Here is a 15,534-nt window from a genome sequence, read left to right on the forward strand (position 1 = left end):
GCCATCTCCCCGGCCAGCCGGTCCTCGGCCGCGGCCCGTTCCTTCCTCGCGGGGGCGGCGGCGAGCCATTCGTAGAACCCCGGGCGGCGCACCCCGAGGACACGGCACAGCCGGGCGACGCCATAGGCGCCGCGATGGTCGGAGATGAACCGGTAGCTGCGGGTCAACGATCCATCTCCTGCGCGAAATAGGCGGCCGCTTTGCGCAGGATCTCCTTTTCCTTCTCCAGCTCCGCCACCCGCTTGCGCAACGCCCGCAGCTCCCGCTCCGCCGCGTCCCCGCCCGACGCGGCCGCGCTTTCGGCACGATCGGCCGCCCGCACCCACGTCCGCAACGTCTCGTGATTCACCCCCAGCTCACGAGCCACCTGCGCCAACGGACGCGACGCCGACCGCGCCAACGCGACCGCTTCCCGCCGGAACTCCTGCGGATACTTCGACGAACCAGACACAAACACATCCTTCCCCAGGCCAAAGCCAAGGATCAGAGTGTCCGGCACACCGGGGGAACCTCACCCCCTGCGGTTCGGGGGTGCTTGTCAAGGCATCTTTCCCGCCTTGACAAGCACCCCCGAACCGTCAGCACACTCGGCTTCGGGGTGCCCCCACGCACCCACCCACCTGCAATGTCGCCGCCAGGCGACGAGCCGCCCGCGACGAGCAGACCGGAACGATCACCCTCACCCAAGAAACTTCCTCAAAACCTCCGCCACCCCCCGAATCTCCCCCACCCGCACATTCTCCTGCCGCGTATGCGCCAAAGTAGGATCCCCCGGCCCGAAATTCACCGCAGGCATCCCCAACGCAGCGAACCGGGCCACATCCGTCCACCCCAACTTAGCCGCCGCCCGACCCCCAGCCGCGGCCACCAATTCCGCCGCCGCAGGCGCGGACAACCCCGGCAACGCCCCCGGCGACATATCCACCAAGGTCACGTCAAACCCAGCGAACACCTCGCGCACATGCGCCTCAGCCTGCTCCGCCCCGCGATCCGGCGCGAACCGATGATTCACCGTCAACACCGCGGCATCCGGGACCACATTCCCAGCCACCCCACCGGAAATCGAAGTAGCCTGCAGCCCCTCCCGATAGGTCAGCCCGTCAATCTCCACCACCCGCGGCGAATAAGAAGCCAACCGCTGCAACGGCTCCGCCAGCGCATGAATCGCGTTCGACCCCATCCAAGCCCGAGCCGTATGCGCCCGCGCCCCCTCAGTCCGCACCTCAACCCGCAGAGTCCCCTGGCACCCAGCTTCGATCACGCCATTGGACGGTTCCCCGACAATCGCGAGGTCGCCCGCCAGCCACTCCGGCAGCTCCCGCTCAATCCGGCCCAGCCCATTCCGGACCGCCTCGACCTCTTCATTGTCGTAAAACACAAACGTCACATCATGCCGAGGCTCCGGCAAAGTAGCGGCCAGATGCAGAAACACCGCATCCCCGCCCTTCATGTCCACGGACCCGAGCCCGTGCAACACCTCGTCGTCCCCAGCCCCAGTACGCCGAGACGGCAAATTGCCATTCTCCGGAACCGTGTCCAAATGCCCGGCGAGAATCACCCGCGACGCGCGACCCAGATTCGTCCGCGCCAGCACCGCGTCGCCATTGCGCACGACCTCGAGGTGCGGAGCCTGCTCGACCAGCGCCGCCTGCACCGCGTCCGCCAGCTTGCCCTCCTCCCCCGAGACGCTGAACACATCAACCAGGGCAGCGGTCAGCTCGGCCGGATCGGCGCGCAGGTCAAGAGAGGTCATACCGGCACCGTACCCAGCCAGCGCGGGGGCTACCGTGAGGACGTGCGCACGCGAAGCTCCCTGGTCGCTCTCGGCGTCCTCGCCCTCGTCCTCACCGGCTGCAGCAACGAGGCCGGGCCCAAGGCCCGCCCCGGCGCCGGCGATCCGGGTCCGGACGCCCTGCCGACCAAGCTCGACGCACTGTCGGCCGACGCCTGCTTCACCGCCCCGCAGACGCAGCTGCCCAAGGGCTGTGAGAAATACGTCACCGAGGTCGGCAACACCGCGGGTTCGGTGCACCGGCTGGCGAAAGCGGGCAAGACGGTCAACCAGCCGCTGGATGCCGACGCGACCGCGATCGACCAGGCGGTCGGCGCGTTCCGCCAGGCGGGCTGCACCACCGTGCCGGCCCCGGGCGGGGCCTGCACGCAGGCGCTCGTCTCCATCTCGGGTGCGCTGACCGAGGTCAAGCAAAAGGTGGACCAGCTGGCCACCACGGGGTGATCCGGCCCGCTTCGGCTACCGTGACCGGCGTGAGCGAGCAGACCCCTGACCCCGAAACGACCGGCGCCGTCGGCGTCGGGCTGGCCACCGTCACCTCCGACGGGACCGTGCTGGACACCTGGTACCCGCACCCCAAGCTGGTGGACGCAGGCACCAGCGGCACCGAGCGGCTGACCGCGGAGCAGACCGCCGAACTGCTCGGCGAGTCCGCGGCCGCGCTGCTCGGCCCGGACACCGACCGCGGCGTCGAGGTCGTCGCGGTGCGCGTGACGATCGGCAGCCTTGCCACCGCGCCCGCCGACGCCCACGACGTCTACCTGCGCCTGCACCTGCTGTCGCACCGGCTGGTCCGGCCGCACGGGCAGAGCCTCGACGGGATCTTCGGCCTGCTGGCCAACGTCGTGTGGACGAGCCACGGCCCGTGCCCGGTCGAGGGCTTCGAGCAGACCCGGCTGCGGCTGCGGTCGCGCGGCGCGGTCACCGTCTACGGCGTGGACAAGTTCCCGCGGATGGTCGACTACGTGCTGCCGACCGGCGTCCGCATCGCCGACGCCGATCGCGTGCGGCTCGGCGCGCACCTCGCGTCCGGCACCACGGTGATGCACGAGGGCTTCGTGAACTTCAACGCCGGAACGCTCGGCGCGTCGATGGTCGAGGGCCGCATTTCGGCCGGTGTGCTGGTCGGCGACGGCAGCGACGTCGGCGGGGGCGCGTCGATCATGGGCACGCTGTCCGGTGGCGGCACCGAGGTGATCTCGATCGGCGAACGCTGCCTGATCGGCGCGAACGGCGGCGCGGGCATCTCCCTCGGCGACGACTCGGTGATCGAGGCCGGGCTCTACATCACCGCGGGCACCAAGGTCGAGGTCGACGGCAAGACGGTCAAGGCCCGCGAGCTTTCCGGCATCTCCGGCGCGGTCTTCCGGCGCAACTCGGCGACCGGCGCGGTCGAGGTCGTGCCGCGCGGCGGCGTCGGCATCCAGCTGAACGAGGCACTGCACGCCAACTGAGCCACCCGTCGAGAGGGTGCGCTTCCCGGCGACGGGAGCGCACCCTCTCGTGGTTTCCGACCTGCCCGCGCCGCTCGTCGTTCACCTACCATTAACCAGGTGACCTCCCCCGCGACCAGCCGCCGCCGTGCTCCGGACCCGACGACGCCGGCCGCTCTCGGGCTCCCCGCCGAACCGGTGAAGGCGGGCCCCGAGGCCCCGGCGGCCGTGCACGTCCGCGCCAAACTCGACCACGAACTGCGCGAACTGCTCGCCCGCGAACCCGGCACCCGGGCCGGGGCCGATCCGGAAGACCTGCACCAGATGCGCGTCGCGCAACGGCGGATGCGGAGCGTGCTGAAATCCTCCAGCGCGCTGGTCGGGCCCACCGCGGAACCGGTCCGGGCCGATCTCGGCTGGCTGGGCCAGGTCCTCGGCGAGGTCCGCGACTACGACGTGCTGATCGGCCACCTGCGCGAGGTGATCGCCGGTTTCGACGTCCGCGACCAACCCGCCGGACGGCGGCTGGTGTCCCGCTTCGTCTCCGAGCGCACCACCGCCCGCCGCCGGCTGAACCGGGCACTGTCGAGCCCGCGGTACGCGACGTTGCTGCAGAGCATCGCCCAGCTGTCCCGCACCGCCGAGCACGAGATCGACGAGACGCCGTCGGAGAAGCCCGGCTTGGCCGCCGACGTACGGAAGCCGTATCGGAAACTCGCCCGCGCGGTCGCCGCCCTGCCGCCGAATCCGCCGGACGACGACCTGCACGCACTGCGCATCCACGGCAAGAAACTTCGCTACACGGCCGAATTGGCCCGGTCGGCGGCGAAGAAGAAGCAGGCCGCGAAGCTGTCCGAACTGATCAAGGCGACCCGCAAATTCCAGACCGTCCTAGGCGATCACCAGGACGCGGTCTTCGCCGCGGAGAAGGTGCGCGGCGTGCTGGCCGACGCGGACGCCGAGGTCGGTTTCGTCGCCGGCCGGATCGTCGAACACGAACTGGCGAAGCGCGCCCGGGCGCGGGACACGTGGCCCGGCGTGTGGCACCGCATCGAGAAGGCCGAGCACGCGGTCAGTTGACCGACCACACGTACCCGTCCGGCCGCACCAGCACGCGCTTTCCCGGCGCACCCTCATACGCCGCGTACGCGTGCCCGCCCGCGTCGACGAAGTCCCCCGTCGCCCCCTGCGGCAGGATCCGATACGCCGGATGCTCCGTCCCGAGCGTGCCGGCGCCGAAGACCAGTTCTGTCGCATGTGGACCTTGGAACAACTCGAACAGCCGCACGCTCTTGCCGTTCGCGTCCACGAGCGGCGCGTCCGGTGCCCGATCGCCTGGCCGCAACGCCCCGGTCCCGGCCGGCGACAGCGGTCCGCCCCGGTAAGTCAGGTCGAGCTGCTGAGTTTCCGGACCGCGTTCGTGCGCGTCCTCGGCACCCTCCTTGTACTTCTCCAGCAACGCGGTACTCACCCCGAGCACCCGCGCCGCGACCGCGCGCCGTTCCGCCTCGTAGCTGTCCATCAGCTCAGGTGATCCGTCGGCGAGCTTCCAGGCGAGGTTGTACGCGTCCTGCACTCCGGTGTTCAGCCCCTGCCCGCCGGTCGGCGGGTGTACATGCGCGGCGTCCCCGGCGAGGAACACCCGGCCCTTCCGGAATGCCGCGGCCAGCCGGATATTCGGCCGCCACACGGTGGACCAGGCCAGGTCGAGCAGCCGGATTCCGCCGCCGGACACCGCGTCCAGGTGCTCCTGCAACGCGCTCAGCGAGGTTCCCGCGTCGCCGTCGCCGAGCGGGGAGGCGAACTGGAAGTACGGCGTCCCCGCGAGCGGCGTGAACGCGACGCCGGACATCGGCTCGTCCGCCTTCGCGAACCAGTACGCCGACTCGTGGTCGAGGCCTTCCGCCGAGACGTCGCCGAGCAGCATCCGGATCGACTCGTCAGTGGTTCCCTCGAACGCGATCCCCAGCGCCTTGCGCACGAAGCTCTTCCCGCCATCGGCACCGATCAGGTACTCCGCGCGCACGGTCTCCCCGGTCGACAGCTCCGCGGTGACACCCTCCTCGTCCTGGGTAAAACCGGTCAGCGCGGTGTTCAGCTCGACCCGCACGCCGAACTCGGCCAGCCGGTCCCGGAGGATCCCCTCCGTCTGCGACTGGCCGAGGAACCACGCGCTCGGATAAGGCACCGTCGGCGTCGGCTCGACCGGCTCGGCCATCCACCTCTCCATCGTGAACTCCCCGTCGAGGTACACCCGCATCGGATGCGGCGGCGCACCCGCGGCGAGCACCGCGTCCAGCACGCCGAGGTCCTCGAAAACCTCCAGCGTGCGCGGCTGCAGCCCGTCGCCGCGCGAGCCGACGAAGTACTGCTCCGCCTTGTCCACCACCCGCACGCCGATCCCGCGCCGCGCCAGCTCGATCGCCGCCGTGAGCCCGGTCGGCCCCGCTCCCGCCACCAGCACCGTCATGTCCCCTGCCCCTCTCGATGAATTTCAATTCAGTGAATCTAGATTCAGAATGCCCGCTGATAGCGTTCACGTCAAGGGAGGTGCCGGATGACTGCGACGAGCCGCCGGGACAAAGCCGCCGAAACGGAAGCGGCGCTGAAGGAAGCGGCCAAGCGCGTGTTCGCGGCCAAGGGCTATCTGAACACGAAGATCACCGACATCACGCAGGAAGCGGGCCGCGCCGCGGGGTCGTTCTACAACCACTTCGCGGGCAAAGAGGAACTGCTGATCGCCCTGCTGGCTGACTTGGCGCAGGACAGCGACCAGCAGGCCGCGGGCGAGGACCATCTGTCCGATTTCAGCGACCCCGCCGCGGTCCGCTGGCACGTGCGGCAGTACTGGGAGTTCTACCGCGCCAACGCGCCCACGATGCTCGCGCTGCGCCAGGCGGCGATGGTGAACGACGACTTCGCCGCCGCGTACGCGAACTTCGGCGCGACTCAGGCCTCGGATGTCGAGGGCCACCTCGAATACGTCACCGCGGCCGGCCTGCGGCTCCCGGCGAACACCCAGCTCACCATCGCGATGATGTACCAGCTGATCGACAACTTCGCGCAGATGTGGCTGCTGACCCCGCCGCCCGCGGGCTGGAACCCGCCGTCCGACGAGGAAGCGATCGAGGCGCTGACCCGGTTCGTCTACCGCGGCTTCACCGGCCGCGACTACTAGCCGCGGTCACCTTTCCGGGGCGTGCGCCGTCAGGGAAGCGAGACCTGACGAGCACCACCGGAAGGAGCCGCGATGGAAATCGGACTTCTCGTAGCCACCTTCGCCTGCGTCGCGATCAACGCCTTCGAGGTCGCCGCCAAGGTTGCCCGGGCGCAGTTCGTGCTGCAGAACTCGGCCGAGGTCGGCGTCGGTCCGCGATGGATCCCGTACCTGGCGGTCCTGGAGGGCGCGGGCGTCGCCGGACTGGTGGCCGGGCTGCTCGGCTGGCCCCGGCTGGGGCTGGCCGCGGCGATCGGGCTGACGCTGTTCTTCGTCGGAGCAGTCGGCGCTCACGTCCGCGCGAAGGTGTTCCACAACATCGCGTTCCCGGCGGTCTTCCTCGCGCTGGCAGTCGCGGCGACCGGGTACTTCACGTGGTCGGTCGCCTGACCGTCAGCCCTGCCCCAGCCGCTCCGCGGCCGCCTCGATCCGCTCGTCCGTCGAGGTGAGCGCGACCCGCACGTGCTCCTTGCCCGCGGGCCCGTAGAACGTTCCGGGCGCGACCAGGATCCCGCGCTCGGCGAGCCACTCCACCGTGGCCTGCGCGGATTCCCCGCGCGTCGCCCAGAGATACAACCCGGCCTCGGAGTACGTGATCTCGAACCCGTTGTCCTGCAACGCTTTCCGCAGCACCAGTCGGCGCGCGCGGTAGCGTTCGCGTTGCTCGGCAAGGGCTTCGTCGTCGGTCAGCGCCGCGACCATCGCCTGCTGCACCGGGCGCGGCACGATCATGCCGGCGTGCTTGCGCACCTCCAGCAGGGTCTTCACCAGCTTCGGGTCGCCGGCCACGAATCCGGCGCGGTAGCTCGCGAGGTTCGCCGATTTGGACAGCGAGTGCACGGCGAGGAGGCCGTCGGTGTGTCCACCGTGGACGGACGGGTGCAGCACCGACAGCGGCTCCGCTTCCCAGCCGAGCGACAGGTAGCACTCGTCGGACACCACGACGGTGCCGCGTTCGCGCGCCCATTCGACCACCTTGCGCAGGTGGTCGACGCCGAGCACGCGGCCGGTCGGGTTCGACGGCGAGTTCAGCCAGATCATCGCCGGGCGGCGCGGGCCGAGCTGGGTCAGCCCGTCCGCGCGCACCACCTCGGCGCCCGCGAGCAGCGCACCGACCTCGTATGTCGGGTACGCCAGCTCCGGGATGACCACCACGTCGCCCGGTCCGAAACCGAGCAGCCGCGGCAGCCAGGCCACGGCCTCTTTCGAACCGATCGTGGGCAGCACCGCGTCCGGCTCGACGCCGGTGATCCCGTACCGGCGCCGCAACGCCGCCACGGCCGCTTCGCGCAGCTCAGGCGTGCCGTGCGTGGTCGGGTAGCCGGGGATCTCCGACACCGACGCGAGCGCGGCGCGGATCGAGTCCGGCACCGGGTCGACGGGCGTGCCGACGGAAAGATCGACGATGCCCCCGGGATGCGCCTGCGCGCGGGCCTTGACCTCGGCGAGCGAATCCCAGGGGAAGTCGGGCAGCCGGGTCATTCGCCCTGCGGGGGCAGAGCCTTGATGAACCCCGGGTCGTGCGCGGTCTTGCCGACCTTGGAGGCGCCGCCGGGCGAACCCAGCTCGTTGAAGAAGTCGACGTTCGCCTTGGTGTAGTCGGACCAGTTGTCCGGGACGTCGTCCTCGTAGTAGATGGCCTCGACCGGGCAGACCGGCTCGCAGGCGCCGCAGTCGACGCACTCGTCCGGGTGGATGTACAACATCCGCTCGCCCTCGTAGATGCAGTCCACGGGGCACTCGTCGATACACGCCTTGTCGAGGACGTCGACGCAGGGCTCGGCGATCACGTAGGTCACTGCGTACTCCTGGCTTCTCCTGCTGGGCCGGTCGGTGCGGACATTACGCGCTTCCCTGGCCCCCGGTGGTGGTTAGGCGACCCTTATCCCACCCCTGGAAACGGGGCGGATCCGCGCCGCTCAGCGGTCCCGGCGACGCGGTTTCGGCGCGTTCCGGGCGTCGCCGGTAATGGCGAACGCGGGGCCGGCGGGCTTCCCGTCCTCGCGTTTCTCCTCGAGAGTCCGCTTGAACCCGTCGGCGATCTCGTCGACGAGCTCGTCGTTGTGCCGGTCGTCCTTGCGCGCGTAGCTCATGGGGTTCTCCTGCGGAACGGGACAGCTCTCTCCGTCACAATCTAACCGTGAACTCCCGGGAAAAGCTCGAAATCGTATGCGCGAAAGCGTGGCCGGCGGTGGTCGAGGAGCCGCTCGGGGAATGGACTTTGCGCTGGGCGGACGGCTTCACCGGGCGCGCGAACAGCGCACTCGCCGTCGGCGACCCCGGCCGTCCGGTCCCGGACGCGCTCGAGGCCGTATGTGACTTCGCCCACGCCCACGGCATTCCGCCCGCGGTCCAGGTGCTGGAAGGCAGCGAACTGGAGCGCGAGGTGGCCTCGGCGGGCTGGCGCGAGCAGGTCGAGCACGCCGCCGGGCACCAGGTGTCGGTACTGACCGGTCCGCTGCCGTCCGGGCCTTCGCCGGACGCCGAGGTCCTCGACCAGGCGACGCCGGAATGGTGGGCGCTGGCCGAGAACACCACCGAGCCGACTGCCGCCCAGTGGCACGTCGTGACCACCGGAAAGGTCGGTTACGGCGTGGTGCTGGCCGACGGCGTCACGGCGGGCGCGGTACGCGGCGCGGTCGTGGACAGCTGGCTGCACGTCGGCCGTCTCGCCGTCGCCCCGGAGTTCCGCCGCCGCGGCCTGGCCACCACCGTGCTCAACGCGCTCGCCGACTGGGGCCGCGCGCACGGCGCGGAGAAGTGGGTCCTGCAGGTGGCGGTGGGCAACACCGGCGCGCTCGCGTTGTATTCCGCGCTGGGCTGTTCGGAGCACCACAGGTACCGGTACTGGGGCCCGGCGCCGCGGACGTGCGAGGATCGCCAGTCGTGAAGATCGTCGTACTGGTTGGCGGAGTGGGCGGCGCCCGCTTCCTGCTCGGGGTCAAGACCGCGCTCGGACTGCCCGCGATCGGCGCGGGCGAGTCGCCGCACGAGATCACCGCGCTGGTGAACACCGGTGACGACGTGTGGATGCACGGCCTGCGGATCTGCCCGGATCTCGACACCTGCATGTACACCCTCGGCGGCGGCATCGACACCGAACGCGGCTGGGGCCACGCGGGCGAGACCTGGACGGTCAAGGAGGAACTCGCCGCCTACGGCGCGGAGCCGACCTGGTTCGGGCTCGGCGACAAGGACATCGCGACGCACCTGATCCGGTCGAGGATGCTGCGCGCGGGCTATCCGCTGTCCGCGGTCACCGAGGCGCTGTGCGACCGCTGGCAGCCCGGCGTGCGGCTGCTGCCGATGTCGGACGACCGGGTCGAGACGCACGTCGTGATCGACGACCCGGAAAACCCGGAGCAGCAGAAGGCCGTGCACTTCCAGGAATGGTGGGTGCGCTACCGGGCCGGCTTGCCCGCGCATTCGATCGTCGCGGTCGGCAACGACGAGGCCAAGCCCGGCCCGGGCGTGCTCGACGCGCTGGCCGAGGCGGACGTCGTGCTGCTCGCGCCGTCGAACCCGGTGGTGTCGGTCGGCACGACGCTCGGGGTGCCCGGGGTGCGCGACGCGCTGCGGAAGTCCCGCGCGAAGGTCGTCGGGGTGTCGCCGATCATCGGCGGGAAAGCGTTGCGCGGCATGGCCGACGCGTGCCTCACCGCGATCGGCGTGGAGACCTCGGCGGAGGCGGTCGGCCGGCACTACGGCGCGCGTTCGGAAGGCGGCGTGCTCGACGGCTGGCTCGTCGCGCCGGAGGATCACGAGGTCACGGTGCCCGGCGTGGACGTGCGCGCGGTGCCCCTGCTGATGTCCGATGTGGACGCGACTGCGGACATGGTCCGCGCGGCGCTCGACGTGGCTGGAGTCTCCCTTGGCTGATCACGCTTCCCAGAAGATCGAGATCCTTCCCGTCCCCGGGCTGCCGGAGTTCCGCCCCGGGGACGATCTGACCGGCGCGATCGTGTCCGCCGCGCCGTGGCTGCGTTCCGGCGACGTGGTCGTGGTGACCAGCAAGGTTTTCTCGAAGATCGAGGGCCGGCTGGTGCGCGTGCCCAGCGATCCCGAGGAGCGCGACGCGGCCCGGCGCAAGCTGATCGAGGAAGAATCGGTACGCGTGGTCGCCCGGATCGCGCGCACGCTGATCACCGAAAACCAGCTGGGCATCGTCCAAGCGGCGGCCGGGATCGACGCGTCGAACGTGCGCGGCGACGAGGTGGCCTTGCTGCCCGCGGACCCGGACGCGTCAGCTTTGGCTCTGCGCAACGGTTTGCGGGAGCGGCTGGGCGTCGAGGTGGCCGTGGTCGTCACCGACACCATGGGCCGGGCCTGGCGGGTCGGCCAGACTGACGCCGCGATCGGCGCGTCCGGCCTGCGCGTGCTGCACGGGTACGCCGGACAGATCGATTCGCAGGGCAATGAGCTGGCGGTCACGGAAATCGCGATCGCCGACGAGATCGCCGCCGCCGCGGACCTGGTGAAGGGCAAGCTCGGCGGATTGCCGGTCGCGGTCGTGCGCGGCCTGCAGATCCACGACAACGGCTCCACCGCCCGCGACCTGATCCGCCCGGTCGACGAAGACCTCTTCCGCTTGGGCACCAACGAATCCATCGCGCAGGGCCGCCGGGAAGCCGTGCCGCACCGGCGTTCCGTCCGGCAATTCAGCGACGAGCCGGTGGATCCCGAGGCAGTGCGCCGCGCCGTCGCCTCCGCGCTCACCGCGCCCGCGCCGCACCACACGCACCCCGTGCGGTTCATCTGGCTGCGCGACGAAGGTCTGCGCCGCAAGCTCCTCGACGCGATGCGTGCCTCGTGGGAAGCCGACCTCACCAGCGACGGCTTCACTCCCGAGCAAATCGCGAAACGCCTGTCCCGCGGCGACATTCTCTACCGCGCCCCGGAACTGGTGATCCCGTTCCTGCTGCCCGAAGGCGCGCACACCTACCGCGACGACCGGCGAAACCGGCACGAGCGCACCATGTTCACCGTCGCCGCCGGAGCCGCCGTGCAGGGCCTGCTGGTCGCGCTGGCCGCCGAAGACCTCGGCTCGTGCTGGATCGGCTCGACCATCTTCGCCGCCGACCTGGTCCGGTCCACTTTGGACCTGGACGACCAATGGCATCCGCTCGGCGCGGTCGCGATCGGGCACCCGACCGAGCCCGCTCCCCCGCGCGGACCGCTCTCCACCGGCGATTGGCTGATCGAACGATGACCCTGCACGAATCCGCCGTCGCCGCGCTGACCGAGTGGAAGCCGGAAGCCCCGGCGCAAGAGTCGCTGCGGCAAGCGTTTCTCGGCTTTCTGGCGTCGCGTCCGGATACTTGCCAGCGCTCCTGCGAGGCCGGGCACCTGACCGCGTCCGCGGTGGTCCTCGACTCGACCGGCACGCAGGTCCTGCTTACGCTGCACCCGCGCGTCGGCCGCTGGCTGCAGCTCGGCGGGCACTGCGAACCGTCCGACGCGTCGCTGGCCGAAGCCGCGCTGCGCGAGGCGACTGAGGAGTCCGGCATGAGCGGCCTCGTGATCGGCGAAACGCCGGTGCACCTGGACGTCCACCCGATCACCTGCTCGCTCGGCGTCCCGACGCGGCATTTCGACGTCCGGTACGCGGTCCACGCGCCGCCCGGCGCGGAGCCGGTGCGCAGCGACGAATCCGACGACCTGCGCTGGTGGCCGGTGGACGCGCTGCCCGCGGGTTCGGAAGATCTGGCCGAACTGATCGCCGCCGCCCGTTAACCTGGGCGCATGACCGTGGCGCGCCCGCACCTGCACCCGGGCGACACCGGCGTCGCCATCAGCGGATGGGTGGTCCTGATCGGCTTCGCGGTGGCGTTCGCGCTGCTGGCGCTGGGCATTGTGGTGAGCATCCGGAAGAAACGGCGGCAACGATGAGCATCAGCTACGACCCGGCGTCGTCCGTTCCGCCGTTCGAACAGGTCCGGACCTCGCTGGCCAACCAGATCAACGACGGCACGCTGGCCGTCGGCACCAAACTCCCGACGGTGCGCGGGCTGGCCGCGGAACTGGGCATCGCACCGAACACGGTCGCGCGTGCGTACCGCGAGCTCGAGGAAGCCGGTCTGCTGGAAACCCGGGGCAGAGCGGGCACTTTTGTCGGCGCGACCGGAGACGAGACGCTGTCCCGGGCGCAGGCCGCCGCGGCCACGTATGCCGAGGTGATCCGGGGATTGGGTTTGTCGGCGGAACAAGGCGTGGCGATCGCGGCGGCTGCCCTGCGCTGACCGCGGCGAGGAATTAGCATCGATGACCTGCTGTTGTCCGTGCCCGACCCGATGGGAAACCCATGCTGAACATCGTCCTGCCGGGCGCGCTCGTCCTGCTGTTGGTGATCGTCCTGATCCTGAAATTCACCGTGGGACGGCCCAAGCAGCCTCCGCAGGCCGGGCCGGGGCAGTATCCCGGACAGACACCGGGCGCGCCGTACGGTCAGCAGCCGCAGGGCCAGTACCCGCAGCAGGGCCAGTACCCGCAGCAGCAATACGCTCAGCAGCAGTACCCGCAGCAGCCCGGTCAGCAGCAATACCCGCCGCAGCAGCCCCCGCAAGGCTGATCCGTTCCGTCGCGAGAACCCCGCTGAGCGGCCTACGATGGAACCTCGCCTAGGGGAGGATCTTCATCGTGGCTGTACAGCCTTGGCATCTCATCGTCTTGTTCCTGGTCGCTGGCCTGGTGGTCGCGATCGTGCTGGCGGTGCAGGCCTCGTCCAGGCGGAAACAGAACCCGCCGCCGGGCTACTTCCCGCCCCAGCAGGGCTATCCGCCGCCGGGTCCGCAACAGCCGGGCTATCCCGCGCAGAACTACCCCGGCCAGCCCGGCTACCCGCCGCCCGGCCAGGGCTACCCCGGCTATCCGCCGCCCGGCCCGCAGTATCCGAACGCCCCGCAACCGCCCGGCCCGCAGTATCCGAACGCCCCGCAACCGCCCAGCGCGCAGTACCCGCCTCAGCCCGGCGCCCCGCCGCAGGGCCAGTACCCGCAGAACCCGTACCCGCCGCAGTGACTCACATCGCCCGGTAATCCCGCAGCTCGATCCGCGGCCCGAACCGCGGCCGCCGAGCGCCGGCCGCCCCGAGGTACCGGATCGCGCGCTGCCGCTGCGGCGCGTACGGCGCGAGCACGCGCGCCATTTCCTCGTCGTCGATCTTCCGGCCGAGCAGCGTGTGCCCGACCACCGCCGGGATGTTGTAGTCGCCGAAGCTGACCGCGTCCGGGTCGCCCCATGCGCGCTGGGCGACCTCCGCCGCCGTCCACACGCCGATGCCCCACACCGTCCGCAGCCACGCGCGCCCCTCGGCCCCGCGCAGCCGCACCGCTTCCTCCAGTCGCGGGGCCACCCGGGCCGCCTCGATCAACGCTGTGCGCCGCTTGAGGTCCACGCCGATCTTGTGCCAGTTCCAGTCCACAATGGACCGAATGGCGACCGGATCGGGCGGCACCCGCAGGAAGGCCGGGCCCGGGCCGGGGGCGCGCGTGCCGAACCACCGGCACAGCTCCGCCCACGACCGGATCGCCTCCTTGCCGCTCACCTTCTGCTCCAGGATCGCCAGCACCAGCGCGTCCCACACCCGGCCGGTCGAGCCGAGCCGGAGCCCGGGCGCGGCGCGGCGGGCTTCGGCGATCACGTCGTGGTGCGCGACGAAGCCCGTGTCGTCATCGTCCGCACCGAGCAGCGCGGGCACGCCGTCGAGCAGGAAATCCGCGCCGTCGCCCCAAGCCTCGGCCTCGACGACGCCGTCCGGCCGGTGCAGCAGCGCCAGCGTTCCCTTGCCGCCGGGCGTGTTCGCGGCGAGCCACCAGACGCCGCGGTCGCGCCGGAAGTTCAGCGATCCGCGCCCACGGCTCAGCGGACCCAGCACTTCCGCCAGGTCCACCGGAAACCCCGGACGCCACTCCATCACGCGTCGCTCGAAAACCGGATGCCGCCGTCCGGCACCGAAACTCCGGGCCAGATCCGCACGCCGTCGAGCAGTTCGCAGCGAGCCCCCACCGACGCGCCGTCGCCGAGCACCACGCCGCGCAGCACCGCGCCCTCGCCGACCTGCGCTCCGCGGCCCAGCACCGAATTCTCCACAATCGCGTCCGGGCCGATCACCGCGTCGTCGAACACGACCGAGCCGGACACCGTCGCGCCTTCCCGGACCACGGCCCGCGCACCGATCGTCGTCCCGCCGGCGAGCTTCGCGCCGGTGAAGACGGAAGCCGCGTCCAGCACCAGAAAATCGCCGGTCGGACCGGCCAGCGCCGACGTCGGCGCGATGCCGCGGACCAGATCGGCACTGCCGCGGACAAACGCTTCCGGGGTGCCGACGTCGAGCCAGTACGAAGAATCGACAAATCCGTGCAGATGCGCGCCGTTCTCGAGGAGCCCGGGGAACGTCTCGCGTTCGACCGACACCCGCCGCCCGGCCGGAATGGTTTCGATCACCGGCCGGCGGAAGACGTAGCAGCCGGCGTTGATCTGATCCGTCGGCGGGTTCGGCGTCTTCTCCAGGAAAGCGGTGACGCGCCCGTTCTCGTCGGTCGGCACCGAACCGAACCGGCTCGGGTCGGCGACGCGCTGGAGGTGGAGCGTGACGTCCGCTCCGGAGTCGAGGTGCGTGCGCAGCTGGGCGCGCAGGTCGGCACCGGAGAGGATGTCGCCGTTGAAGACGATCGCGTGGTCGGCTCGCAGCCGGTCGTAGACGTTGCGGATGGCGCCGCCGGTGTCGAGCGGCTCCTCCTCCACTACGTACTCGATCTCGAGGCCGTGCGCGGACCCGTCGCCGAAGTACTCCTCGAACACCTCGGCCCGGTACGACGTGCCGAGCACCACGTGCCGGATCCCGGCCGCGCGGATGCGGGAGAACAGATGGCTCAGGTAGGGCGTGCCCGCCGTCGGCAGCATCGGCTTCGGCGCGGACAGCGTCAGCGGGCGCAACCGCGTGCCCTGGCCGCCGACCAGTACGACGGCGTCGACCTCGACCTCGGACGTCACAGAAATCTCCTTTGTATCACGCACCGCTGAGCGACAAGCCGCGGGAAACGTGGGCGGCGCGGGCCCCGAGGGCCTACCCTAGACAGGAAACAGGCGGGCCT

General features: G+C 70.8%; 21 protein-coding genes. 13 read left to right on the plus strand and 8 right to left on the minus strand.

The window, feature by feature from the left end; translation table 11 throughout:
* Positions 1-163 precede the first annotated feature (163 nt).
* On the minus strand, positions 164-451 hold the full coding sequence (locus H5411_RS26055) for a transposase (RefSeq protein WP_158242465.1): 288 nt from the start codon (positions 449-451) through the stop codon (positions 164-166).
* Between the two features lie 228 nt (positions 452-679).
* Entirely contained in the window at positions 680-1,753 is a 1,074-nt protein-coding gene (dapE, locus tag H5411_RS26060; RefSeq protein ID WP_183125317.1) for a succinyl-diaminopimelate desuccinylase, read from the minus strand.
* A 42-nt stretch (positions 1,754-1,795) separates the two neighbouring features.
* On the opposite strand from dapE, the gene H5411_RS26065 reads away from it, so the two are divergent.
* The 3 genes from H5411_RS26065 (at position 1,796) to H5411_RS26075 (ending at position 4,305) form a co-directional block, all read left to right on the plus strand.
* Positions 1,796-2,236: a hypothetical protein gene (locus tag H5411_RS26065; protein ID WP_101435781.1), complete on the plus strand. Its 441-nt coding sequence runs from the start codon at positions 1,796-1,798 to the stop codon at positions 2,234-2,236.
* A gap of 29 nt (positions 2,237-2,265) precedes the next feature.
* The gene (gene dapD, locus H5411_RS26070) at positions 2,266-3,246 is read left to right on the plus strand and encodes a 2,3,4,5-tetrahydropyridine-2,6-dicarboxylate N-succinyltransferase (protein WP_183125318.1); all 981 of its coding nucleotides are present in this window, start codon (positions 2,266-2,268) and stop codon (positions 3,244-3,246) included.
* A 99-nt stretch (positions 3,247-3,345) separates the two neighbouring features.
* Positions 3,346-4,305: a CHAD domain-containing protein gene (locus H5411_RS26075; RefSeq protein WP_183125319.1), complete on the plus strand. Its 960-nt coding sequence runs from the start codon at positions 3,346-3,348 to the stop codon at positions 4,303-4,305.
* On the opposite strand, the gene H5411_RS26080 is transcribed toward H5411_RS26075, so the two are convergent.
* Positions 4,298-5,695, minus strand: a complete 1,398-nt coding sequence (locus H5411_RS26080) for an FAD-dependent monooxygenase (protein WP_183125320.1) — start codon at positions 5,693-5,695, stop codon at positions 4,298-4,300. The genes H5411_RS26075 and H5411_RS26080 overlap by 8 nt on opposite strands.
* Positions 5,696-5,782: 87 nt before the next feature.
* On the opposite strand from H5411_RS26080, the gene H5411_RS26085 reads away from it, so the two are divergent.
* Complete coding sequence (locus H5411_RS26085) at positions 5,783-6,403, plus strand: TetR/AcrR family transcriptional regulator (RefSeq protein WP_183125321.1); 621 nt, start codon at positions 5,783-5,785, stop codon at positions 6,401-6,403.
* Between the two features lie 72 nt (positions 6,404-6,475).
* The gene (locus H5411_RS26090) at positions 6,476-6,832 is read left to right on the plus strand and encodes a DoxX family protein (RefSeq protein WP_183125322.1); all 357 of its coding nucleotides are present in this window, start codon (positions 6,476-6,478) and stop codon (positions 6,830-6,832) included.
* Positions 6,833-6,835: 3 nt separating this feature from the next.
* Here H5411_RS26090 and dapC read toward each other — a convergent pair whose 3' ends face one another.
* From dapC to H5411_RS26105, 3 genes are all read right to left on the minus strand, one after another.
* A complete protein-coding gene (dapC, locus tag H5411_RS26095) occupies positions 6,836-7,924 on the minus strand; it encodes a succinyldiaminopimelate transaminase (protein WP_183125323.1) in 1,089 nt (362 codons plus the stop codon).
* Entirely contained in the window at positions 7,921-8,241 is a 321-nt protein-coding gene (fdxA, locus tag H5411_RS26100; protein WP_009072848.1) for a ferredoxin, read from the minus strand. Before fdxA ends, dapC begins: the two co-directional genes overlap by 4 nt.
* Positions 8,242-8,361: 120 nt before the next feature.
* Positions 8,362-8,535, minus strand: a complete 174-nt coding sequence (locus H5411_RS26105) for a hypothetical protein (RefSeq protein ID WP_167441895.1) — start codon at positions 8,533-8,535, stop codon at positions 8,362-8,364.
* 47 nt (positions 8,536-8,582) lie between these two features.
* On the opposite strand from H5411_RS26105, the gene H5411_RS26110 reads away from it, so the two are divergent.
* From H5411_RS26110 to H5411_RS26145, 8 genes are all read left to right on the plus strand, one after another.
* A complete protein-coding gene (locus tag H5411_RS26110; RefSeq protein WP_183125324.1) occupies positions 8,583-9,332 on the plus strand; it encodes a GNAT family N-acetyltransferase in 750 nt (249 codons plus the stop codon).
* Positions 9,329-10,321 carry a 2-phospho-L-lactate transferase gene (cofD, locus tag H5411_RS26115; RefSeq protein WP_183125325.1) on the plus strand — a complete coding sequence of 331 codons (993 nt, stop codon included), beginning with the start codon at positions 9,329-9,331 and terminating at the stop codon, positions 10,319-10,321. Before H5411_RS26110 ends, cofD begins: the two co-directional genes overlap by 4 nt.
* Entirely contained in the window at positions 10,257-11,651 is a 1,395-nt protein-coding gene (locus H5411_RS26120) for a coenzyme F420-0:L-glutamate ligase (protein ID WP_376772223.1), read from the plus strand. Before cofD ends, H5411_RS26120 begins: the two co-directional genes overlap by 65 nt.
* Positions 11,648-12,175 carry an NUDIX hydrolase gene (locus tag H5411_RS26125; protein ID WP_101435790.1) on the plus strand — a complete coding sequence of 176 codons (528 nt, stop codon included), beginning with the start codon at positions 11,648-11,650 and terminating at the stop codon, positions 12,173-12,175. Before H5411_RS26120 ends, H5411_RS26125 begins: the two co-directional genes overlap by 4 nt.
* 9 nt (positions 12,176-12,184) lie before the next feature.
* On the plus strand, positions 12,185-12,331 hold the full coding sequence (locus H5411_RS26130; protein WP_183125327.1) for an LPXTG cell wall anchor domain-containing protein: 147 nt from the start codon (positions 12,185-12,187) through the stop codon (positions 12,329-12,331).
* A complete protein-coding gene (locus H5411_RS26135; RefSeq protein ID WP_101435792.1) occupies positions 12,328-12,681 on the plus strand; it encodes a GntR family transcriptional regulator in 354 nt (117 codons plus the stop codon). The genes H5411_RS26130 and H5411_RS26135 overlap by 4 nt, the downstream gene beginning before the upstream one ends.
* Positions 12,682-12,743: 62 nt before the next feature.
* Positions 12,744-13,010, plus strand: a complete 267-nt coding sequence (locus H5411_RS26140) for a hypothetical protein (protein ID WP_183125328.1) — start codon at positions 12,744-12,746, stop codon at positions 13,008-13,010.
* Positions 13,011-13,078: 68 nt separating this feature from the next.
* On the plus strand, positions 13,079-13,459 hold the full coding sequence (locus H5411_RS26145; RefSeq protein WP_183125329.1) for a hypothetical protein: 381 nt from the start codon (positions 13,079-13,081) through the stop codon (positions 13,457-13,459).
* 1 nt (position 13,460) lies between these two features.
* Here the strand turns inward: H5411_RS26145 and H5411_RS26150 are convergent, their stop codons facing one another.
* Together H5411_RS26150 and manB are read right to left on the minus strand one after the other, a co-directional pair.
* A complete protein-coding gene (locus H5411_RS26150) occupies positions 13,461-14,354 on the minus strand; it encodes a DNA-3-methyladenine glycosylase family protein (protein ID WP_183125330.1) in 894 nt (297 codons plus the stop codon).
* Positions 14,354-15,433, minus strand: a complete 1,080-nt coding sequence (gene manB / locus H5411_RS26155) for a mannose-1-phosphate guanylyltransferase (RefSeq protein ID WP_183125331.1) — start codon at positions 15,431-15,433, stop codon at positions 14,354-14,356. The genes H5411_RS26150 and manB overlap by 1 nt, the downstream gene beginning before the upstream one ends.
* Positions 15,434-15,534 lie beyond the last annotated feature (101 nt).

The sequence above is a fragment of the Amycolatopsis echigonensis genome (genome assembly GCF_014174495.1).
Taxonomy (GTDB): Bacteria; Actinomycetota; Actinomycetes; order Mycobacteriales; family Pseudonocardiaceae; genus Amycolatopsis; species Amycolatopsis echigonensis.